The sequence below is a fragment of the Bacillus sp. YBsi01 genome (genome assembly GCF_038406745.1).
Taxonomy (GTDB): Bacteria; Bacillota; Bacilli; order Bacillales; family Bacillaceae; genus Bacillus; species Bacillus siamensis.
Window position 1 is genome coordinate 197,033 of record NZ_CP151679.1, and the last position, 19,482, is coordinate 216,514.

Annotated in this window: 24 protein-coding genes, 1 pseudogene and 1 riboswitch; of the genes and pseudogenes, 10 read left to right on the forward strand and 15 right to left on the reverse strand. The window is 47.4% G+C overall.

Annotation, left to right across the window (positions count from 1 at the left end; all coding sequences use genetic code 11):
• Nucleotides 1–3: 3 nt before the first annotated feature.
• Together AADZ70_RS01075 and AADZ70_RS01080 are read right to left on the reverse strand one after the other, a co-directional pair.
• Nucleotides 4–225, reverse strand: a complete 222-nt coding sequence (locus AADZ70_RS01075; protein ID WP_003155135.1) for a spore germination protein — start codon at nucleotides 223–225, stop codon at nucleotides 4–6.
• A 159-nt stretch (nucleotides 226–384) separates the two neighbouring features.
• A complete protein-coding gene (locus tag AADZ70_RS01080; protein ID WP_342007565.1) occupies nucleotides 385–603 on the reverse strand; it encodes an aspartyl-phosphate phosphatase Spo0E family protein in 219 nt (72 codons plus the stop codon).
• A 216-nt stretch (nucleotides 604–819) separates the two neighbouring features.
• Between AADZ70_RS01080 and AADZ70_RS01085 the strand changes: the two genes are divergently transcribed.
• Nucleotides 820–1,725, forward strand: coding sequence for a fumarylacetoacetate hydrolase family protein (locus AADZ70_RS01085; RefSeq protein ID WP_016938280.1), 906 nt, complete (start codon nucleotides 820–822; stop codon nucleotides 1,723–1,725).
• A 93-nt stretch (nucleotides 1,726–1,818) separates the two neighbouring features.
• Nucleotides 1,819–2,175, forward strand: a complete 357-nt coding sequence (locus AADZ70_RS01090; protein WP_045925301.1) for a YisL family protein — start codon at nucleotides 1,819–1,821, stop codon at nucleotides 2,173–2,175.
• A gap of 205 nt (nucleotides 2,176–2,380) precedes the next feature.
• On the opposite strand, the gene AADZ70_RS01095 is transcribed toward AADZ70_RS01090, so the two are convergent.
• Nucleotides 2,381–2,923 carry a DUF2777 family protein gene (locus AADZ70_RS01095; protein WP_049628815.1) on the reverse strand — a complete coding sequence of 181 codons (543 nt, stop codon included), beginning with the start codon at nucleotides 2,921–2,923 and terminating at the stop codon, nucleotides 2,381–2,383.
• 175 nt (nucleotides 2,924–3,098) lie between these two features.
• Here AADZ70_RS01095 and asnB point away from each other — a divergent pair, with 175 nt between their 5' ends.
• Both asnB and AADZ70_RS01105 read left to right on the forward strand, forming a co-directional pair.
• The gene (gene asnB, locus AADZ70_RS01100) at nucleotides 3,099–4,940 is read left to right on the forward strand and encodes an asparagine synthase (glutamine-hydrolyzing) (RefSeq protein ID WP_047476749.1); all 1,842 of its coding nucleotides are present in this window, start codon (nucleotides 3,099–3,101) and stop codon (nucleotides 4,938–4,940) included.
• Between the two features lie 84 nt (nucleotides 4,941–5,024).
• Nucleotides 5,025–5,768, forward strand: coding sequence for a squalene/phytoene synthase family protein (locus tag AADZ70_RS01105; RefSeq protein ID WP_047476751.1), 744 nt, complete (start codon nucleotides 5,025–5,027; stop codon nucleotides 5,766–5,768).
• Nucleotides 5,769–5,804: 36 nt separating this feature from the next.
• Here the strand turns inward: AADZ70_RS01105 and AADZ70_RS01110 are convergent, their stop codons facing one another.
• The gene (locus AADZ70_RS01110) at nucleotides 5,805–7,172 is read right to left on the reverse strand and encodes an MATE family efflux transporter (RefSeq protein WP_342007566.1); all 1,368 of its coding nucleotides are present in this window, start codon (nucleotides 7,170–7,172) and stop codon (nucleotides 5,805–5,807) included.
• 122 nt (nucleotides 7,173–7,294) lie between these two features.
• On the opposite strand from AADZ70_RS01110, the gene AADZ70_RS01115 reads away from it, so the two are divergent.
• Nucleotides 7,295–8,158 (forward strand): AraC family transcriptional regulator, encoded by an 864-nt coding sequence (locus AADZ70_RS01115; protein WP_016938274.1) that lies wholly within the window; start codon nucleotides 7,295–7,297, stop codon nucleotides 8,156–8,158.
• Nucleotides 8,159–8,345: 187 nt separating this feature from the next.
• Here the strand turns inward: AADZ70_RS01115 and AADZ70_RS01120 are convergent, their stop codons facing one another.
• The 5 genes and pseudogenes from AADZ70_RS01120 to AADZ70_RS01140 all read right to left on the reverse strand — a co-directional run bounded on the left by AADZ70_RS01120 (nucleotide 8,346) and on the right by AADZ70_RS01140 (nucleotide 12,654).
• On the reverse strand, nucleotides 8,346–8,840 hold the full coding sequence (locus AADZ70_RS01120) for a DinB family protein (RefSeq protein ID WP_099745128.1): 495 nt from the start codon (nucleotides 8,838–8,840) through the stop codon (nucleotides 8,346–8,348).
• 152 nt (nucleotides 8,841–8,992) lie between these two features.
• The gene (locus AADZ70_RS01125; RefSeq protein ID WP_342007567.1) at nucleotides 8,993–9,619 is read right to left on the reverse strand and encodes a pentapeptide repeat-containing protein; all 627 of its coding nucleotides are present in this window, start codon (nucleotides 9,617–9,619) and stop codon (nucleotides 8,993–8,995) included.
• Between the two features lie 183 nt (nucleotides 9,620–9,802).
• A pseudogene (locus AADZ70_RS01130) lies at nucleotides 9,803–9,943 on the reverse strand (N-acetyltransferase); the annotation flags it as partial.
• A 66-nt stretch (nucleotides 9,944–10,009) separates the two neighbouring features.
• A complete protein-coding gene (locus AADZ70_RS01135) occupies nucleotides 10,010–11,851 on the reverse strand; it encodes a bifunctional homocysteine S-methyltransferase/methylenetetrahydrofolate reductase (protein WP_016938271.1) in 1,842 nt (613 codons plus the stop codon).
• An 89-nt stretch (nucleotides 11,852–11,940) separates the two neighbouring features.
• Nucleotides 11,941–12,062: riboswitch (SAM riboswitch) on the reverse strand.
• A 100-nt stretch (nucleotides 12,063–12,162) separates the two neighbouring features.
• Complete coding sequence (locus AADZ70_RS01140; protein WP_342007568.1) at nucleotides 12,163–12,654, reverse strand: YajQ family cyclic di-GMP-binding protein; 492 nt, start codon at nucleotides 12,652–12,654, stop codon at nucleotides 12,163–12,165.
• A gap of 99 nt (nucleotides 12,655–12,753) precedes the next feature.
• On the opposite strand from AADZ70_RS01140, the gene AADZ70_RS01145 reads away from it, so the two are divergent.
• Nucleotides 12,754–13,650, forward strand: a complete 897-nt coding sequence (locus tag AADZ70_RS01145) for a S1 RNA-binding domain-containing protein (RefSeq protein ID WP_201025258.1) — start codon at nucleotides 12,754–12,756, stop codon at nucleotides 13,648–13,650.
• A 168-nt stretch (nucleotides 13,651–13,818) separates the two neighbouring features.
• On the opposite strand, the gene AADZ70_RS01150 is transcribed toward AADZ70_RS01145, so the two are convergent.
• The gene (locus AADZ70_RS01150; RefSeq protein ID WP_342007569.1) at nucleotides 13,819–13,941 is read right to left on the reverse strand and encodes a DUF3941 domain-containing protein; all 123 of its coding nucleotides are present in this window, start codon (nucleotides 13,939–13,941) and stop codon (nucleotides 13,819–13,821) included.
• Nucleotides 13,942–13,990: 49 nt separating this feature from the next.
• Nucleotides 13,991–14,842 (reverse strand): DegV family protein, encoded by an 852-nt coding sequence (locus tag AADZ70_RS01155; RefSeq protein WP_342007570.1) that lies wholly within the window; start codon nucleotides 14,840–14,842, stop codon nucleotides 13,991–13,993.
• Between the two features lie 125 nt (nucleotides 14,843–14,967).
• Between AADZ70_RS01155 and AADZ70_RS01160 the strand changes: the two genes are divergently transcribed.
• Both AADZ70_RS01160 and AADZ70_RS01165 read left to right on the forward strand, forming a co-directional pair.
• A complete protein-coding gene (locus AADZ70_RS01160) occupies nucleotides 14,968–15,810 on the forward strand; it encodes a YitT family protein (protein ID WP_003155101.1) in 843 nt (280 codons plus the stop codon).
• Between the two features lie 14 nt (nucleotides 15,811–15,824).
• Complete coding sequence (locus AADZ70_RS01165) at nucleotides 15,825–16,286, forward strand: BsuPI-related putative proteinase inhibitor (RefSeq protein ID WP_016938266.1); 462 nt, start codon at nucleotides 15,825–15,827, stop codon at nucleotides 16,284–16,286.
• Nucleotides 16,287–16,322: 36 nt separating this feature from the next.
• Here AADZ70_RS01165 and AADZ70_RS01170 read toward each other — a convergent pair whose 3' ends face one another.
• The 3 genes from AADZ70_RS01170 to AADZ70_RS01180 all read right to left on the reverse strand — a co-directional run bounded on the left by AADZ70_RS01170 (nucleotide 16,323) and on the right by AADZ70_RS01180 (nucleotide 17,567).
• On the reverse strand, nucleotides 16,323–16,520 hold the full coding sequence (locus AADZ70_RS01170) for a DUF3813 domain-containing protein (protein ID WP_013351795.1): 198 nt from the start codon (nucleotides 16,518–16,520) through the stop codon (nucleotides 16,323–16,325).
• Entirely contained in the window at nucleotides 16,520–16,669 is a 150-nt protein-coding gene (locus AADZ70_RS01175; RefSeq protein WP_016938265.1) for a hypothetical protein, read from the reverse strand. Before AADZ70_RS01175 ends, AADZ70_RS01170 begins: the two co-directional genes overlap by 1 nt.
• An 85-nt stretch (nucleotides 16,670–16,754) precedes the next feature.
• Complete coding sequence (locus AADZ70_RS01180) at nucleotides 16,755–17,567, reverse strand: Cof-type HAD-IIB family hydrolase (RefSeq protein WP_045925313.1); 813 nt, start codon at nucleotides 17,565–17,567, stop codon at nucleotides 16,755–16,757.
• A gap of 119 nt (nucleotides 17,568–17,686) precedes the next feature.
• On the opposite strand from AADZ70_RS01180, the gene AADZ70_RS01185 reads away from it, so the two are divergent.
• Complete coding sequence (locus AADZ70_RS01185) at nucleotides 17,687–18,454, forward strand: prolyl oligopeptidase family serine peptidase (protein WP_342007571.1); 768 nt, start codon at nucleotides 17,687–17,689, stop codon at nucleotides 18,452–18,454.
• Between the two features lie 62 nt (nucleotides 18,455–18,516).
• On the forward strand, nucleotides 18,517–18,825 hold the full coding sequence (locus tag AADZ70_RS01190) for a metal-sulfur cluster assembly factor (RefSeq protein WP_003155088.1): 309 nt from the start codon (nucleotides 18,517–18,519) through the stop codon (nucleotides 18,823–18,825).
• A 73-nt stretch (nucleotides 18,826–18,898) separates the two neighbouring features.
• Here AADZ70_RS01190 and fosM read toward each other — a convergent pair whose 3' ends face one another.
• Complete coding sequence (fosM, locus tag AADZ70_RS01195; protein ID WP_016938262.1) at nucleotides 18,899–19,321, reverse strand: FosM family fosfomycin resistance protein; 423 nt, start codon at nucleotides 19,319–19,321, stop codon at nucleotides 18,899–18,901.
• Nucleotides 19,322–19,482: the final 161 nt, after the last annotated feature.

Here is a 19,482-nt window from a genome sequence, read left to right on the forward strand (position 1 = left end):
CCTTTATGCGTTACCTGCCATCGGCTGATCAATTACATCATTATCGTACACATTCGTTGAATTCCTGTAATTCGTCAGTGTGAGATTGTCTCCGGTATTAAAGCTGCCCGCTCCGGCAAATGTCTTAACCTCTGCTTTTGGAGAAATGGTGATGCAGTCGCCTATATGAACGACTCCGCTCGTACCGACGGCATTAATTTTAAACGCTCCGACAATTGCGGGCATACGAGCACATCCTTTTCGTGAAAATTTTAAGGGAATACACTCCAGGAGCTTATTTGGGCTGCCTACCTAAAATAGCTTATGACAAACGCACATTTTTGTGAGCGGAAAAAACTTTAGACATAAAAAAACAAATGGTTCAGATCTATATACATATCATGTTTATGAGAAAGCCTGTTTTTTTTCTGCTGTGTAATCCGGCTGAATCTGTGCGGCCGGGTTCAGCCCGCCGTCTTTCGTTTGTTGGATGAGCCCGCCCCGGCACCCGTTTAAGAGGCTGTCCAGCTCCTGGCTGCACCTGATGGTCTCCGTCGCATTGATTCCGAATTTTTGCGCTGTCTCGAATAAAGTCAATCTTTTTTCTTCAATTTTTCTGTTCATCGTGCGATCTCCAATTCTCGATTATTTTGGAAAACATAGGATGATAATAGTATAACCTATTTTGGCTGGGAAGGTTTTATTTCGTCAATATGACTAAAAAAGTGACAATTTTTGATACTCTTTTACGATGATATTCAGCCTGTTCAAAAGAGGAATTTCCCGCCTGCAGAAAGAATACATAAAAGATGCCAGATTTAAAAATGATGGGGGATTAACATGAAATTTGCGACAGGGGAACTGAACAGCCGGAAATTTGTCGGTCTGATCATTGATGATGACAAAATCTTAGATCTGCAAAAGGCTGAAAAGAAACTGTTTGAACTTGAGACGATTCCGGGTTCGCTGATCGAGTGCATTCAAAAGGGGGAAAAGTTTGTCAATCATGCCGGACAGCTTGCGGAATGGGCGAAAAAACCGAATGATGAGTCGGGTTCATTTATGTATGCGCTGTCTGACGTGAAGCTCTGCGCGCCTATTCCGAGACCTTCAAAGAACGTGATCTGCATCGGGAAAAATTACCGTGATCATGCCGTTGAAATGGGAAGCGAGGCGGATATTCCGGAGCATCCCATGGTCTTTACAAAAGCCCCGACCGCCGTTACGGGTCACGGAGAAACGGTGAAAAGCCACTTGGACGTAACGGAGCAGCTTGATTATGAAGGGGAGCTTGCGGTTATCATATCAAAAAGCGGATCGCACATCTCCAAAGAACATGCGCTCGATCATATATTCGGCTATACCATAGTAAATGATATAACAGCGCGCGATCTGCAGAAAAAGCATCAACAGTTTTTCATCGGCAAAAGCCTTGATACGACATGCCCGATGGGACCGGTTATTGTACATAAGTCAGCTGTCAGTGATCCGCAAAGCCTGCAAGTTGAAACGCGGGTCAACGGGGAACTGCGCCAATCAGGATCAACGGGCGACATGATTTTTCCGATTGCTGAATTAATCGAGACGCTGTCAAAAGGAATGACGCTTGAAGCCGGGGACATTATCGCGACGGGGACGCCGTCCGGTGTCGGGAAAGGATTTAAGCCGCCGACATTTTTACAGCCGGGAGACCGCATTGACATTACAATTGAACCGATCGGCACGCTGTCGAACCAAATCGGATAATTGAGTGTTTTTCTTGAGAATGATTATGCTCACAGCGGCTTGTTGTGGTACCATAAGTGAGGCAGATTGATCTGATAGGGGGAATTGAACATAATGACACATTGGCATATTACTTCATGGGTCGTTGCGCTTATCCTGGTGTTTGTCAGCTACGGGCTGTACGGCTCCGGAAAAGCGAAGGGCGCAAAAATAACGCATATGATTCTGCGCTTATTCTACATTATTATTATTTTGACCGGCGCTGAACTGTTTGTCCGTTTTGCGAATTGGAACGGAGAGTACGCCGGAAAAATGCTGCTCGGCATCATTACCATCGGACTGATGGAAATGCTCGTCATCCGCAAGAAAAAAGGCAAATCGACTGGAGGACTGTGGATCGGTTTTATTATCGTGCTTATCCTGACGGTGCTTCTCGGCCTTCACTTGCCGATCGGCTTTCACATATTTTAATCAATCGCTTGAAAACCCGGATGTAATCCGGGTTTTTTTATTTACACATACATTCTGCGCAACTGTGCCGCTGAATGAGAAATGCCGTGACAGGGGGATGTTGATGAGGCAAAGGAGATGTGCAGGATGCCAAAGGCGTCAATCAGCATGAAAAACAAAGCTAAATACATCAGGCGGCACCTATTTAAAAGGCACCGCCTGTTTTTTACGCTGTTCCGCCGTGTTTGGCCGCTGAATACATAATGGAGCGCCGCCCGTCAGATGCCGTCCATTCAAATCTGTCATGCTTACCCGGGCTGCCGCGGTGATGCTGCAGGGCGCATTGGGCGTCATCTGCCGAAAAGTGATAAAACGAGACCCCTTCACCGGAAAACAGCGTCTGATTGTAGGAAAATACGCAATCATATACAGATAGGCCGAACCCGTGCAGATGGCTGAGAAACAGCAGAAACGTTTCATCGTCCAGCGAATCGAGCAAGGTTAACAGCGGCCGTTTGACTGCCTTCTCATACCGGATCTCTTCTCCGCCGAACAGGGCAACCGTGTCTGCGCCGATTTCGGCTGAAGCGCCGTGAATCCGGGCCGGCTGCCATCTGCCGTCACGTTTCATCAAGACGGCTGCGTTTCCTAGACTGTCTGCCAGCAGGATATCACCTTCATCGTTTTCGACGAGACAGATGCCGTCTTCTATTATCAGAGTGCCGCGCCCCCATTTGTTTTTTTCTGAGAAAAGCTGTTTTCGTTTCATATCCGTGCCGGTCTCCTTTGTTTGTTTCTTCTCTTCCGTTCTTTCCAAATCAGGCTTGTCTCATACAACTCTTAGTGGGACAAATCAACTATCTGCGTTTCTTTGCATAAACTGGGTAAAGTGCTGATAGAAACGAATTTGATACCGACAGAAACGGGATTGGAGCTGATATCACATGTGTGGAATTGCGGGTTGGGTCGATTTTCAAAAGCAGCTCGTCCAAGAGAAACATATTATGAACAATATGATAGACACTCTTTCAAAACGAGGGCCTGATGATTCAAACGTCTGGGGAGAGCCCCATGTTTTATTCGGACATAAACGACTTTCGGTCGTAGATATTGAAGGCGGCCGCCAGCCGATGGGCTGCACGCATCAAGGGGAAACATACACCATCATTTATAATGGCGAGCTGTATAATACGGAAGAATTGCGGAGGGAGCTGCAGGCGAGGGGCCACCGTTTTGAACGGACCTCTGATACAGAAGTGCTGCTGCACAGCTATATTGAGTGGCGGGAGGAGTGCGTTGACCGCTTAAACGGTATTTACGCTTTTGCCATCTGGGATGAAAAACGGGAGCGGCTGTTTGGGGCAAGAGACCGGCTCGGCGTCAAACCGTTTTTTTATAAAGAACACGGCTCTTCCTTTCTGTTTGGATCGGAATTGAAGGCCATCCTTGCCCATCCGGATGTGAAAGCCCGCACAGACAGCAGCGGACTTGCGGAAGTTTTCGGGCTCGGGCCGTCCAGAACACCGGGCTGCGGGGTATTTAAAGGAATTCACGAAGTGCGTCCCGCTCATGCGTTCACTTTTTCAAAGGACGGTTTGTCCATATGGCGTTATTGGAATGTAAAAAGCGAAAAGCATACAGACAGCTTCGATGACACTGCAGCTCACATTCGGTACTTATTTCAGGATGCAGTAACGCGCCAGCTCGTATCTGACGTGCCGGTTTGCACGTTTTTGTCCGGGGGGCTTGATTCGAGCGCGATTACCGCGATAGCCGCCGCTCATTTTGAGAAAGAAGGCAGAGATCCCCTCCATACTTATTCCATTGATTATGAGGAGAACGGCAAATTCTTTAAAGCGAGTTCATTTCAGCCGAATGATGACGGCCCGTGGATCGATAAAATGACAGCTGCATTCGGCACACAGCACCATAAGTGTGTGATTACGCAGGATGAGCTGGTTGAACATCTGGAGGAATCCGTTCTCGTCAGAGACCTGCCGGGCATGGCGGATGTTGATTCCTCGCTGCTGTGGTTCTGCCGTGAAATTAAAAAAGATTTTGTCGTGAGTCTTTCCGGGGAATGCGCGGACGAAATTTTCGGCGGATATCCATGGTTTCACACCGCGGCGGAAGAAGACGGATTTCCTTGGATGAGATCCACTGAGGAGAGAATCACCCTCTTGGACGAAAAATGGCAAAAACGGCTGAACCTAAGAGAATACGTGAATGCGAGATATGAAGAAACCATTGCGGAAACGCCGCTGTTAGACGGTGAGACGGGAACAGACAAAGCGAGACGGCAGCTTTTCTACTTAAATATGCTTTGGTTTATGACAAATCTGCTCGACCGCAAAGACCGCATGAGCATGGGGGCAAGTCTGGAAGTGCGGGTGCCGTTCGCCGATCACAGACTTGTAGAATACGTCTGGAACATCCCTTGGGAAATGAAAATGCACGGCAACAGGGAAAAAGGCATTTTGCGGAAGGCACTTGAAGGGCTGCTTCCGGAAGAGGTTCTGTACCGCAAAAAAAGCCCTTATCCGAAAACCCACCATCCGAAATACACACAAGGGGTCACAGAGTGGCTGAAAACGATTTTGCAGCATAAAGATTCCGTGCTTCACACCCTGCTGGACAGAAAGAAGCTGGAAATGCTGCTGGAGACAGAGGGTTCGTCTTTTCAGGTTCCGTGGTTCGGCCAGCTGATGAAAGGCCCGCAGCTGATCGCCCATCTTGCCCAGATCCATACATGGTTTGAGGCGTACCGTATCGATATAGAAGAATAACAGTGCCGCGACCGGTTTCCGCTGAGGATATCGGTCTTTTTATTGTGAAACATATGGTACACTAAAAAACAGAGGAGTGATATCATGACCGAATACGAAACATGCGCGCAGCTTGCCGAGGCGCACTTTCCTTTATATAAACGGATCTTTTCATCCCTGCCGCCAAAAAACAGACAGGCCGCGTGGGCGGTGCTGGCTTTGTTTCATGAAGCTGAGCAGCTTGCGGATGTCCGGGAGTTTGAGGGATTTGAACAGGCAGCACAAGACTTTATGAACGGGACAGGCGCCGACGGCTTTTTGTGGAAAGCGCTCGCCGATGTGAGGCAGCAATTTGCGCTCGAAGAAGAACCGTTACGTGAGTTTATCGCCGGCCAAAGGTCTGACAGAGAAAAAGAGACCTGCCAAGAGTTTGACGACCTGCTGATGTACGCGGGCCAAACAGGCGGAGCCCTCGGCCTGCTTCTGCTGCCAGTTTGCGCTCGCCGAAATCAAGAGAAACTCCGCCATGCAGCCGTTTCATTAGGAGCTGCCATTCAGCTGAGCCGGGTTCTCACCGGGGCCTGTGCGGATGAGCGGATGAAAAAGCGCCTTCCGCGTCAGGTGATGGCGCAATTCGGCTATACGGAAGAAGAGCTGGAGAACTGCACGATCAACAAAGCTTTTGTGAATGTATGGGAGTATATCGCATTCGAAGCCGAGGCGTATTTTGAGGAGGCGTCTGAAGAGCTGGAGCTGTTTCCGTTATACTCAAGGCCCGCCGTTACCGGTTTGCTGACTCATTACCGGTCAGAGCTCGAAGGCATGAGAAAACGGCTTTCTCAAGCATAAAAAAAACGCCCGGCTTCATAATGAAGCTTCGGGCGTTTATGCAATCCCTTTTTGGATCCAAATCCGTGACCGCCATCTTCTGTACATGAGAATGCCTCTGACCCATTCATCCGCGATAAATGAAATCCAAATCCCCATAAGCCCTAATCCGAAATGGATGCCGAACAGGTAAGCGAGAGGCAGACCGATGCCCCACATGGAAATCATCGCCATATAGACGGGGAATTTTGCATCTCCGGCAGCCCGGAGCGAGTTGATGATAATGACATTAAATGAACGGCCGGGCTCAAGAATGATCGTCATGGCAATCAGCATGCTCGCCGTCGCAATAATATCAGGGCTGCTTGTGAAAATTCCGATCAGCTGCTTTGAAAACAAGGTCATGATAACCGATGTCATAGCGGCAATGCCAAGCGCCCAGTACAGGCTTTTCATACAGCGGTCATAAGCGTCGTCAAACTGTTTGGCGCCGATGTACCTGCTGATCAAAATCTGGGTGCCTTGGCTGATCGCCGTTCCGAACAGCAGGATAAACATGGTGATGTTTTGTGTATATACCTTTGTTGTAAGCGCCTGGGCGCCCATAATGGCGATAAAATAAGTGACAACCATTTGTGAAATGTTATAAGACAGCTGTTCACCTGCAGACGGAATCCCGATTTTTAGGAGTTTCCGCAAGTGCTCTTTATGAACGTGAAAGATTTTTTTCCATGTAAGACCGAGTCCGATACGTTTTTTGACGATAACTACCATAGCGATCAGTCCGATGATCCGTGCGATGGACGTTGACATCGCAACTCCGGCGACGCCCAGCACCGGCAGGCCGAGCGGCCCGAAAATGACAAGAAAGTTTCCGGCAATATTTAATATATTCATCCCAATCGTAACGAACATCGTATCTTTTGTATGGCCGTAGCTTTTTAAAATGGCGCTGAACGTCATAATCAGTGCCTGAATAAATGACAGCCCGCCGATCACCTGCAAAAAGACTTTGGCATCCGGCATCAATTCATCGGAAAGACCCATGACATGAAGCAGCGGAACGGCCGCGAAAAACACGGCGGCGCTGATGGCGAGGCTGATGACGAAGTTCGCTCCTATCGATACATAAGCCACTTCCTGCGCTTCTTTTTTCTGTTTAGAGCCTAAAAACTGCGAAATTACAATTGTTGTACCCGTTGCGATAAAGCTGAACATCACGATAATTAAATTTAAGATCTGATTGCTGACGCCCACGGCCGCCACACTGTTGTCAGAGTATTGGCTAAGCATAAGAGTGTCGGCGTTTCCCATAAACATATATAATGAAACCTCAATAAAAATCGGCCAAGTCAGCGCGTATAATGAGAGTTTGTGATCAGAAGATTGTTTGAATGCAGCCCGTTTTAAAATCGCTTGTTTCATTTCTTTTAACCCCTTTCCTGACAAAATCAACGTTTAACAGTGTACCTCCATTTTCTTATAATAAAAAGGGAGAGAAACGAAACTTCTTGCAAAAATCCGACTTAAAAAGGAGGGCCGAAAATATGACCTTTCTCGAGTTCACAGTCCCTCCGTTCCCGGTCTTTATCGCTGCGGGAGAAGGGGTGTTCAAAAAAGGCGAAACCCATGTGAGACGGGTCTTTCCGGTGTTTGATCTGCTGTATGTGAAAGAAGGCGTCCTTCACATTACAGAAAGCGAAAACGCCTTTTCCGTTGAAGCCGGAGAATATATTCTGCTCTCTCCCGGCCTTGAACATTACGGAACAAAAGGCAGTGAAGAAACGACCTCCTATTCGTGGCTTCATTTTGAGGGAGCGGATTATGAGGTGACGGAAACAGCGGGTAACAACTGGGCGGAGCTGAGGCGGAAAAAAGGCAGTTTTGAAGAGCCGGCCCGCTACCGCCTGTCCTTGCCGCAAAAAGGAAAAGTGAGACGCCCGCAGTTTATGGCCGGGCAATTCAGTGTCCTGACAGATGACAGTGCTGAGAACTCCGACCTGCCGCTGAGAAAGCAAATTTTGTTTGAGGAGCTGCTGCTTCACCTTCAAAAGGAAGCGTTCCAAATCCCGTCCGCAAAGGAAAGAGTCGCATGGGAGGCCGCCCGGTACCTGCAGGAGCACTATCAGGAGAAAACAACCATCAAAGCGCTCTCTTCGGCTCTTCATTACAATCAAGACTATGTGACCCGCTGTATGCAGCAGGTGCTCGGCGTTACGCCCGGCCAGTATACGAACAAAGTCAGAATGACGGAGGCGAAGCGTCTTTTGTCCGCAACCAATGACAAAATGGGGGCAATCGCTGACGCCATCGGCATGGAGGACCCGACCTACTTTTCTAAGCTGTTTAAACAGATTGAAGGCATTTCGCCGCTTGAATACCGCAAATTCGTAAGCCGGAAAACGGACTGACCTAAAACCAGAGAACAGAAGAGGGATCAGCAAGCATGCCGATGCCACGATTAATTTAGAAATCGGGATCGCAGCCACGGAATCTTTTAAAACCGGAAGGCCTGTAAAGCTTACCCCGGGCGCTTCCAGCTATGCCTTATGATAGATTCGAAGTAAAAAAGCAAAGGCTCAGCTGGCCTTTGCTTTTTTATGATTCGTATGAAAAAAAAATGTAGTCAGTCGGCACGCCTTTATACCCCATTTGATGAAGCATCGCCGTTATATTGCCGCGATGGTATGTGCCATGATTCACAACATGGCGGATCACATCGGCATATGTCGTCTGGAGCGATCCCAGACGCGGATGGGAAATGGAGATCGGACTTTCCGGGTTCTCCAATTTTCTTAAAAATTCTTTGTATTCTTTGTCCAGCTCAGTCATTCTATGTTCAATCGCCGCAAAATCTCCGTCGAGCTTTTCAAATTGGTCAAATTGCGAGACGATTTGTTCGTAAGTTTCTCCGTAAAGCACGTGAAGCCAGATGAAATCAGCCCGGTATATATGCACAAGCACGGCGTTCACAGTCGGAAAAACACTTTGCAGTTTCTGCTGTATGCTTGCCTGAGGCACGGTCTTCAGATGCTGGATGACTTCCTTATTCGCCCATCTGTGATAGTGATAAAGCTTTACAATGTCTGACACTCCAATTCCCCCTTTTCCTTTCGATACATTCAACATAGCTTGGGAGAATTCCTTTTATCTGAGCAAAAGCGCCGCAAAATAAAAAGCCGCACCCCACATCACCAATGCCGAGCAGCCGGCCTCCTGTATCCGCCGTTTCGTTTGATGAAAGGTCACGTCACAATGGCCCCGAGCGCTTCTGCGAATGTAATGGCATGCGCCGGAGAGATTCGGCATCCTTTCAGCTTATCAAGTGAGACATGCAGGTGATCAAATGAGCACGTGCTGATATCCATGTTAAAAAGGGACGTGCCGATGAAGTTTGCGCCGTTCAGATCACATGCCTCAAGATCTGTGTGTTCAAACGCGGCATCATTCCACTCGCTTTCTGTAAGAGCGCACGTGTCGAACCGGACATGCTTCATATTGGAATAGCTGAAGGAGCTGTAATTTGCGAGGCAGTCTTCAAACCGTACGTTGCGCATGGCAGCATCGGCCAGATTCAAGCCGAGAAGTTTTGAATGCTGAAAGACTGTTCTATGGATGATGCTTCCGCTGAAATCTGCGTTTGAAACATCACATTTTTCAAACAAGGCATCCGTACATTCCATATGTCTGAAAGAGACATCTGTAAAAATGGTATTTCTGAAAATGACTTTTTCGGCGCGCAGGCCGTGCAGTTTGCCGCTTATGATGCCGTTTTCAATGACGGCTTCTTTGATCTGATCGTCTTGAAGCGCTTCAGCGAAAGAAAGCACCGGCAACTCTTTCGGGATTTTCGGTTTTTGGATCGTATTCATCTCATACTCCCTTTTCATAAAAAATAGCTGATCAGCAGTTGACAGATATCGTTTCATACCCGGTGTCCTTGCCGAATTGCATGTTGCTTCATGAACAAAGGGTAATAAAAAAGCGGGGAGGCGTCAATACGGAAGCTGATGAAAAAGCCCTCAGAGGGTGCTTCTCTGGGGGCTTTTTCTGTTTCAGGAGAGTTCTTTATACATGATCACATGGGGGCCGATGCCGGGTATGTCAAAGGGGCCGCCGGTGCTTTGCCAGCCGAGCTTTTCGTAATATCCCTTTACGTGACATCTGGCGTTGCACCAGACAAGCGCCGCCATGCCGCGCGGTACGCCGTGTCTTCTGCTGTGATAAAAAGCCGCCTGTCACATCAGGCGGCCTCTTGATTATCAATGCAAATATACATCGGCCCGCTTTTCATCCTTTTGCTTAATATAAGCAGCGAGCTCTGACGTCAAATCAGAACGGAGAAACGGGGTGATTAAATAAATTCCGTTGAACAGTTCACACGCCGTGTCAAGAAGCGACTTGGCGATGGCGAGGCCCTCGGCTTTCTGCTTCCGTTTGTCTTCGCCGGCGAGCGCCATTTTTTCGCGGATGCTGTCAGACAGCTTAATGCCCGGGATTTCATGATGAATGAACTCTGCATTGCGGCTGCTCGTTAACGGCATGATTCCGATATACACCGGTGTTTTGAGATGTTTTGTTTCATGATGAATGTCAATGAGCTGCTGCTCTGAGTAGACAGGCTGAGACACGAAGTAGTCAGCGCCGCACTCGATTTTTTTCTCCAGCCGTTTTACAGCCTTATCCAAATGACGGACATTCGGGTTAAACGCCCCGGCTACGGAAAAGTTTGTTTTCTTGCCGAGCGGTTTCCCCGATAAAGAAATGCCCTCGTTGAATTGTTTAATCAGCCTGATCAAGTCAAAGGACGTTAAATCATAGACGGAGGTAGCCCCCGGAAAGTCGCCGATTTTTGAAGGGTCGCCGGTGATGGCTAAAATGTCGGTAAGCCCGAGCGTATCCAGTCCCATTAAATGTGACTGAAGGCCGATGATGTTGCGGTCTCTGCATGTAATATGGACGAGAGAACGGATATCAAGGCGCTCTTTCAGCAATGAACCGCAGGCGGCATTGCTGATTCTCGGTGTCGCCAATGAATTGTCGGCGAGCGTCAGCGCTTCTATGCCGGTTTCCTTTAATTCAGCCGCCGCTTGCAGAAATTTGTCAAAATTCAATTTTTTCGGCGGGTCAAGCTCTACGATAATTGACCGTTTTTGCGCGGCGATTTCGTTTAAACCCGGCTCGGTCCGTTCATCCCGGACTGAGATGACTTCTTCTTCCCGTCTGATTTTCACTTCTTTATCAGTGACCGGTGAAAGTCCGCGAACCGCTTCAGCCATGGCTCTGATATGGTTGGGCGTCGTGCCGCAGCAGCCGCCGATAATGCGAGCGCCCTGAGTGCGGAATTGTACGGCGCTTTCCCGGAAATAGGCATCGTCCGTATCATAAACAAGCCGGCCTTCTTCTAAGGACGGAAGGCTGCTGTTCGGATAGACCGATAAATAAGCGTCACGGAAAATCGGCACTTCGGTGAGCGCTTCAATCATGTGGTACGGGCCGAGCCGGCAATTAATTCCCGTTATATCAGCGCCGAGATCGGCAATTGACCTGAGAGCTTCCCGAAGCGGCGTTCCGTCCTGAAGCACGCCCTGTTCGTGCATGGATACGTTCAGCATGATCGGAAGTTCCGTTTCTTTTCTGGCGATCTTCAGCACTTCGCGCGCCTCTTCTAAATCATAGTATGTTTCCAAAAGCAGGCCGTCCGGCTCTTCGTGCAGCAATAAATAAAGCTGCTCCCGAAAGCTGCGTTTAATCTCTTCAAGGCTGTAGGCGTTTTTGTTAAAGGTGCGGATGCCGCCCATCGTTCCCAATACATAAGCGCCGTCTGAGGAAGCGCGCGCGATTCTGACCGCCTCCTGATTGATTTTTTTCGTTTCATCCTCAAGGCCGTATCTGGAGAGCTTAATAAAATTCGCGCCGTACGTGTTCGTCTGGATGATGTCTGCACCGGCTTCCACGTATGCCTTATGTATCCGCTTGATCTCATCGGGCTTAGATACATTCAGTTCCTCAAAACATCTGTCAATGCCGTAGGAGTAGAGGAGAGTGCCCATCGCGCCGTCTCCGATTAAAATCCGTTCTTCTAAGTCTTGTAATAGTCCCATTGTTTGCCTCCTTCATCACATTCAGCAAGGAAAAAAGAGAAATAAAAAAAGTCTTCTTAAGAAGAAGACTTTGTAATCATTTGTCTCTCTTCTTATCTTCCAAGCTGTTTTTAGCTTGCTGGATTTAGCACCTTGGTCATGGTTTGGGTAAACCACTACACCGGTTGCTGAAGCGTCGTCGGGCCAGTCCCTCGGCTTCTCTTGATAAGAACGTTCATGTAATTGTCATGGGTTTCCAAAACTTAACTGTGAAAATCCCTTTCTCCAAATTTACCGAAAATAGAGACAATAATCAATAGGAATCACATAATTTATCTGAAATTAATAAATTGAACGTCAATCGGCAGGTCTGCTCCGCGGACGGCTGTAATAATCTGCTGCAGATCATCTTTATTTTTTCCGGTGACGCGCACTTGGTCGTCCTGAATCTGCGACTTAACCTTCAAGCCGGAGTTTTTAATCACCGCGTTGATTTTTTTGGCGTTGTCTTTATCAATGCCCTGTACAAGCTTCGCGCGCTGGCGCACCGTGCCTCCCGATGCATTTTCGATTTTGCCGTATTCAATGTTTTTCGTCGGCACATCCCGTTTAATCAGCTTGCCGCTCAGCACATCCTTGAGCTGATTCAATTTAAACTCATCATCAGAAATCAGAACGAGTTCTTCCTTTTCTAAAGTCACATCGCTTTTAGATCCTTTAAAGTCATAGCGCGTGCCGATTTCTTTCAGCGTCATCTGAATCGCATTCTGCACTTCAGGAAATTCAACTTTGGATACAATATCAAAAGAACTTTCTTTTGCCATGAGAAAACCTCCTATAACATTTCACTTATGTGTTGATTATAGTAGAATAAAGAGAAATGTCCAACAGCACAAAGCATGAATTTGTGCGAATTGGAAAAAATGAGAAAAACATCAGCCTCTGACGGGCGAAGCAGGAAGGACGATAACATGAAACCAGGGCAGCAGCTCACGCTTAGTATAGATCACCAGACCGATTTCGGTTATTTTTTAACGGACGGCGAGGATACGGTTCTTTTACATAACAGTGAAATCACGGAGGATATCGAAGACAGAGATGAAGTGGACGTATTTATTTACGTCGACCATCAGGAAAGACTCGCGGCGACAATGAAAAAGCCGCTCATCAGCTTTTATGATTACGGATGGGTGGAAGTGACGGACGCAGTGGAAGATATGGGCGTATTCGTCGACGTCGGTCTGTCGAAAGACGCGCTCGTCGCAACGGAGCATCTTCCTCCGTACAAATCCGTCTGGCCGCAAAAAGGCGACAGACTGTATTGCATGCTGAAGGTGACAAGCCGCGGACGCATGTTTGCCAAGCCGGCGCCTGAGGATATCATCAGTGAATTATTTACGGATGCAGAGGAAGACGTCATGAATAAAGACTTGACAGGCACGGTGTACAGACTGATCGCATCTGGCTCTTTTCTGATTACAGATGAAGGCATCCGCGCATTTATTCACCCTTCAGAAAGAAAGGAAGAGCCGAGACTCGGCAGCCGCGTGACAGGGCGTGTCATCGAGGTGAAGGAAGACGGCTCCGTCAACATGTCGCTGCTGCCGAGAAAGCAGGACGCGCTTTCGGTTGACGCAGAAGAGATTCTGACCTATCTGAGATCAAGAAACGGCGCAATGCCTTACGGAGACAAAAGCCATCCTGACGATATCCGCGAACGGTTTCATTTAAGCAAAGCCGCCTTTAAGCGGGCGCTCGGGCACCTGATGAAAAACGGCAAAGTGTATCAGGAAAACGGCTGGACATACGAAAAACAATAAATGTTCTGCAAAAACATCGGTGAACAAAAACCGATGTTTTTTATTTCCTCAAAACGCTATATCCTGTATTTATTTATCAGGTCCGCCGGTTTACTATGTAACTGGCGCACTTATGGCCGTACAGAAAAAACAGCCCTCTTTTTCCAAGGTAAGAGGGCTGTTTTGCATTTACAGATGGTCCGGTTTTTTTGAATTCTGTTTTTTTCCCGCCTGCCGGTTTTTTTCGGCAAGCCGGTTCTTTTTTTGATTTAAGGCGTTATTATCCAGCGGTTTTTTGTCATCATCGCTCATGCGGCAAAGCCTCCCTTCTTTACGATAGGATGCCCGCCGGCATTGGAAATTATGGCTTCAGGAAAAAAATCGCGAGCGTTCCCGGCCCGGAGTGGGCGCCGATGGCGGAACCGATTGAATGAAGAATGATCTCTTTCGGACCGAACGCATCTTCAATCATCTCTTTCATGCGAAGCGCCGTCTCTTCATTGTCGGCATAGCTGATTCCGACCGTTTGATCCGGCCAATCGCCGCCTTCTTCCTTCATCATTTCTAAAATCCGTTTAAACAGTTTCTTCTGTCCGCGCAATTTTTCGAGCGGCACGAGCCTGCCGTCAGCCACATGCAGGATCGGTTTGATGTTCAAAAGCCCGCCGACAAAAGCAGACGTTTTTGAAATCCTGCCGCCCCGCGCGAGATAAGCGACATCATCGACCGTAAATATATGTTTCATCCGTGCGCAAAAGCTCTTTACAGACGTTTCGATTTCTTGTATTGTATTCCCGTTAACACAGAGTGTTTGCGCATGCATCACCGCGAGGCCGCAGCCCAATGAAGCGCATTTGGAATCTACAATCCGTAAATCAAAATCGGGAAATTCCTCTTTGATTTCATTGGCGACCATCACGGCCGTCTGATAAGTGCCGGAAAGACCTGAAGAAAAGGCAATGTAAATCGCCGGCTCTCCCAGTTCCGCGTATTGTAAAAATACTTTTTTTATCGTATCCGGTGATGCTTGGGATGTTTTCGGGACTTTCCCATCCCGCATCGCTTGAAATATATGATCCGCCTGAATAGTGACTGAGTCCTCATATTCGTTTCCGTCGAGTGTTACGTGCAGCGGAATGAACCCGATCCGGTTTTCTTCAATGTAAGATTTCGGCAGATCAGAGGCGCTGTCAGCAATAAGGTGAACTGTCATCATAATTCCCTTCTTTCCATTTGGTGAGAGTGATGCCAACTATATCATATAAATGTGGCAAAATAGTGTTCAAAACTTTGTTTTAAGGGAAAAGCTAATAATGAAAATGAGCGGAGGAGCAAGCCATGGTACTTGAACAAGTAAAAAAATTAGCAATCGTCGTCATCGGCGCGTTTCTATATGCGGCGGGGCTGAATTTATTTCTGATACCGGCGAATGTATATGCCAGCGGTTTTACCGGTGTCGCCCAGCTGCTGTCAAGCGTCGTTGATCAATACGCCCCTTTTTATATTTCGACAGGAGTTCTCATGTTCCTCTTAAACATTCCCATCGGTGTGTTAGGGTGGCTGAAAGTCGGCAGATCATTCACTGTATACAGCATATTAAGTGTAGCGCTGACGTCCGTCTTTATGGGAATTCTCCCGGAAATGAGACTGTCGCACGATATTCTCCTGAATACCGTATTCGGAGGAGTCATCTCAGCCATCGGCATCGGTTTAACGCTGAAATTCGGCGCGTCTACAGGGGGTCTTGATATCGTGTCGATGGTGCTGGCCAAATGGAAGGATAAACCGGTCGGCACGTATTTCTTCATTTTGAACGGGATTATCATTTTGACGGCAGGATTATTGCAAGGATGGGAGAAAGCATTATATACCCTTGTCGCTCTTTATGTCACAACAAGGGTGATTGACGCCATTCATACCCGCCACATGAAACTGACCGCTATGATCGTTACGAAAAAAGCCGATGAAATCAAAGAAGCGATTTACGGAAAAATGGTCCGCGGCATTACGACGGTGCCGGCAAAAGGCGCTTACACAAACGAACAGAAAGAAATGATGATTATCGTCATCACGCGGTACGAATTGTATGATCTTGAGAAAATCGTGAAAGAGGTCGACCCGAAAGCCTTCACAAACATCGTGCAAACGACGGGGATCTTTGGTTTCTTCAGAAAAGACTGATAGGAGCGGATAGAATGAAGTGGCTGTTTGGCCTGTTATTACCGGTCATTTTACTGATCGGGTGCAGCAGTCAATCCGGGCAGAAGGAGCCCGCTGAGGAGGTATCCGGAGAGATGAATGAACAGCAAGCGGAATTAGCCGTAAATCCTGTGCAGACGGATCAGCAGATCGAATTTCAAATGTCTTTAAAAAACAAAAGCGAAAGTCCGATTGATTTCACATTCAGCTCAGGGCAGAAATTCGAATTGACCGTACATGATCAACAGAACAAAGAACTGTACCGCTATTCAAAAGACAGAATGTTTACCCAGGCGTTTCAGACCATGACCTTAATGCCGAATGAAACGTATGACTTTTCAGATGTGTGGAAAAACGCGTCCGGACCGGGGACATACACGGTCACCGTGACGTTTTTAGGAAAGTCCGATCAGATCGGAAAAAGACTGAAAACGGTAAAAACATTTGAAGTAAAATAAAAAAGCGGCGCCCTCGTCCAGACGGGGCGCCTTTTTTTATTGCAATTTCTCCAGCTGATCCTGAAATTGGTGCAGCTGCTGACGTTCTGCATCCGTCGAATTGGCGTACGCGGAAGACACGGCATTTTTGGCGCGTGAGACAGCTTTTTCTCGGTCGCCGTCTTCGAAACCATTAGCAATCATGACAGCCTGCTGGACAAATGACTTGGCTTGAGAGAACAGTTCGTTTCTCATTAAAAGTCAACCTGTCTTTCGGCTGCGTCTTTTGCTGCATCATGCTGTGCTTCTTCTAATGTAGACCGATATGGAAATCTTGCGTCATGAAGACTGACAGAGTCCTTGCCTTGCTGAATAAACCGTTTTGATTTGTTTCGTTTACCCATTGCAATGTCCCCCTTCCATATTTAGACGAGATGAGTCGTCTGTTTTAGTATGGGCGGAAGGCTTCGGGTTATGAGCGGGAAAATCTCATAGGGAGAAATAGGATTTTAAAAACCCGGCGATTCCGTCCGCTTCATTTGAACCCGTGACGCGGTCAGCAGCCTGTTTGACTTCATCCGTGCCGTTTCCCATCGCGACGCCGCACCCGGCGAACCGAAGCATTTCAAGATCGTTGTCTTCGTCGCCGAACGCGATGATCCGTTCTCTCGGCACTTGGTAATAGTCGCTGATTTTCTTCAATCCGACCGCTTTATTCATCCCGTGTTTAATAATTTCAATCACATGCCACGGAGCTGCCCATCTTCTGTGGTCAATGACCTCGGCGTGCACATCGGATAAATGCGCGCGTATGTCCGCCACGTCCTCTTCCTTCGCGTGAATCAATACGGACGTCACATCCTCTTTGACCGTTTCACGCAGATCACCGAACGTGACATTCGCCGTATTCATATGAAACGCCTCGATTAAATGCTCATCATGATAATGAAAATACACATCATCAATGACCTCAGCGAGCACATTATGTATTTGATAGGTTTCTGTAAGTTCGGCAAGCTGTCTGACCACATCGACAGATAAAGACGTATGGTAGCGTCCCCATGACTCGTCTTTCGGATGGTGGACAAACGCCCCGTTAAAATTGACAATCGGCGTCGTCAGCCCAAGCTCGTCATAATACATCGAACTGGAACGGAAAGGGCGGCCGGTTGAGATGCAGACATGATGGCCCGCTTCTTTCAGCGTCTGAATCGTCCGTGCCGTTTCAGGGGAAATGGTTTTATCATCTTTTAATAATGTTCCATCCAGATCTAAGGCGATGAGATAAGGTTTTGTTTCCATAAATAACTCCTTTTGTCATATGATTTGCTGTTTTTATCTTATGTACAGTGTAGCTTTTTACCATCTTTATTGTCTACATGTTACACTTATGATTATGGTTATCCTAAGGAGGGAGTCACGTGATTCTTATTGATCATCAAACCGTATCAGGCATTCCGTTTTTACATATTGTAAAAGAAGAAAATCGGGACCGTCCCGCTCCCCTTGTTTTCTTTATTCACGGTTTTACAAGCGCGAAGGAACATAATCTTCATTTCGCTTACCTGCTTGCTGAAAAGGGCTTCAGAGCCGTGCTGCCGGAAGCTCTTTATCACGGTGAACGCGCTGAACAGCTGTCAGCGGAAGAGCTCGCCGTCCATTTTTGGGACATTGTATTAAATGAAATCGAGGAGCTTGACGTGCTGAAAAAGGATTTTGAAACGCGCGGTCTGATTGAAGACGGGCGGATCGGTCTTGCGGGCACGTCAATGGGCGGGATAACGACATTCGGCGCGATGGCTGCGTATGATTGGGTCAAAGCCGGGGTCAGTCTGATGGGAAGCCCGAACTACACGGCATTTTTTCAGCAGCAGATTGACCACATTCAAAAGCAGAATATCGACATTGACGTCACAAAAGAACAGGTCGATGAACTGTTTACGCGGCTCAAACCGTTTGATCTCAGTCTGGAACCGGAAAAACTCCGCAGCCGCCCGCTGTTGTTCTGGCACGGCGTTCAGGACAAAGTCGTACCGTATGCACCGACCCGAGGCTTTTATGAGTCGATTAAATCGCATTACAGCAGCCGGCCGGAGCATCTTCAGTTTCTGAAAGACGAACGGGCTGATCATAAAGTCCCGAGATACGCCGTTTTAGAAACAGTCGCCTGGTTCGATAAGCATTTATAAAGCACAAAGGTGTTAACAAAAGCCGTTTTTACGTTATACTGAGGAAAAAGGAGTGATGGAACGTGGAAGAAGCATTAAAAGAAAACATCATGGGCGCCTTGGAGCAGGTCGTTGACCCTGAGCTCGGCGTCGATATCGTCAACCTCGGCCTCGTATACGACGTCGATATGGATGACGACGGCCTGACACACGTTACAATGACACTGACATCAATGGGGTGCCCGCTCGCTCCGATCATCGTCGACGAGGTGAAAAAAGCGCTCGCCGACATTCCGGATGTAAAAGAGACCGAGGTCCACATCGTCTGGAATCCGCCGTGGACGAGAGACAAAATGTCACGCTACGCGAAAATCGCATTAGGGATTCAGTAATAAGAAAATGCACCCCGGATTTTAGGTACACCCTAAAGTTTGGAGGTGCTTTTCTTTTGTCTGCATAAAACCTTTATATATAAAACGTCATATGGGGTTTATCTTTTTTGTAATAAGACAATCTGTCTTGGAGTGTGCCTGTATGGAATTCAAATTTATGTCCATCGGGATCAGTAAAATAAATTGATTTTTGATCCTGCTGATCTCTGGGCCGTCCGTTTAATATATTTACATTTAGATTTTCTAACCTTTGATGTATTGCATCAAAATCGCTTGGATCAATTGAAAAAGCCGTATGTGTGTAGGATTTATGTATTTCATTTCTTGGAATATCTGCCTCTAAGTTCAGCGCAAGCCAAAGCCCATTCAGATCAAAATATGCTGTTTTTTGCCCTTTAACCAGGAGCTGTGCATGAAATACTTTTTCATAAAATTCTATGGATTTTTCCAAATTTGAAACAGAAAAAAGAAGATGATTGATTCCTTTTATGTTCACGTTCCCACCTCATTTAACATGTTTATTATATATAAAGAGTATATACCCACTAAAAAAATTTTCGGCGGTCGCTGCAGGCCGGCGTGCGGAAAAAAGGGCAAATCACTAAAAAACTCCGAGTGTTCCAGCATTCGGGGTTTTTTTCGGTATCGGGATAAAAA

Bases quoted from the DNA above. Each gene is read 5' to 3' on its own strand.
- AADZ70_RS01075 (WP_003155135.1), bottom strand. From the start codon at position 225: ATGCCCGCAATTGTCGGAGCGTTTAAAATTAATGCCGTCGGTACGAGC.
- AADZ70_RS01080 (WP_342007565.1), bottom strand. From the start codon at position 603: ATGAACAGAAAAATTGAAGAAAAAAGATTGACTTTATTCGAGACAGCG.
- AADZ70_RS01085 (WP_016938280.1), top strand. From the start codon at position 820: ATGAAATTTGCGACAGGGGAACTGAACAGCCGGAAATTTGTCGGTCTG.
- AADZ70_RS01090 (WP_045925301.1), top strand. From the start codon at position 1,819: ATGACACATTGGCATATTACTTCATGGGTCGTTGCGCTTATCCTGGTG.
- AADZ70_RS01095 (WP_049628815.1), bottom strand. From the start codon at position 2,923: ATGAAACGAAAACAGCTTTTCTCAGAAAAAAACAAATGGGGGCGCGGC.
- asnB (WP_047476749.1), top strand. From the start codon at position 3,099: ATGTGTGGAATTGCGGGTTGGGTCGATTTTCAAAAGCAGCTCGTCCAA.
- AADZ70_RS01105 (WP_047476751.1), top strand. From the start codon at position 5,025: ATGACCGAATACGAAACATGCGCGCAGCTTGCCGAGGCGCACTTTCCT.
- AADZ70_RS01110 (WP_342007566.1), bottom strand. From the start codon at position 7,172: ATGAAACAAGCGATTTTAAAACGGGCTGCATTCAAACAATCTTCTGAT.
- AADZ70_RS01115 (WP_016938274.1), top strand. From the start codon at position 7,295: ATGACCTTTCTCGAGTTCACAGTCCCTCCGTTCCCGGTCTTTATCGCT.
- AADZ70_RS01125 (WP_342007567.1), bottom strand. From the start codon at position 9,619: ATGAATACGATCCAAAAACCGAAAATCCCGAAAGAGTTGCCGGTGCTT.
- AADZ70_RS01135 (WP_016938271.1), bottom strand. From the start codon at position 11,851: ATGGGACTATTACAAGACTTAGAAGAACGGATTTTAATCGGAGACGGC.
- AADZ70_RS01140 (WP_342007568.1), bottom strand. From the start codon at position 12,654: ATGGCAAAAGAAAGTTCTTTTGATATTGTATCCAAAGTTGAATTTCCT.
- AADZ70_RS01145 (WP_201025258.1), top strand. From the start codon at position 12,754: ATGAGAAAAACATCAGCCTCTGACGGGCGAAGCAGGAAGGACGATAAC.
- AADZ70_RS01150 (WP_342007569.1), bottom strand. From the start codon at position 13,941: ATGAGCGATGATGACAAAAAACCGCTGGATAATAACGCCTTAAATCAA.
- AADZ70_RS01155 (WP_342007570.1), bottom strand. From the start codon at position 14,842: ATGACAGTTCACCTTATTGCTGACAGCGCCTCTGATCTGCCGAAATCT.
- AADZ70_RS01160 (WP_003155101.1), top strand. From the start codon at position 14,968: ATGGTACTTGAACAAGTAAAAAAATTAGCAATCGTCGTCATCGGCGCG.
- AADZ70_RS01165 (WP_016938266.1), top strand. From the start codon at position 15,825: ATGAAGTGGCTGTTTGGCCTGTTATTACCGGTCATTTTACTGATCGGG.
- AADZ70_RS01170 (WP_013351795.1), bottom strand. From the start codon at position 16,520: ATGAGAAACGAACTGTTCTCTCAAGCCAAGTCATTTGTCCAGCAGGCT.
- AADZ70_RS01175 (WP_016938265.1), bottom strand. From the start codon at position 16,669: ATGGGTAAACGAAACAAATCAAAACGGTTTATTCAGCAAGGCAAGGAC.
- AADZ70_RS01180 (WP_045925313.1), bottom strand. From the start codon at position 17,567: ATGGAAACAAAACCTTATCTCATCGCCTTAGATCTGGATGGAACATTA.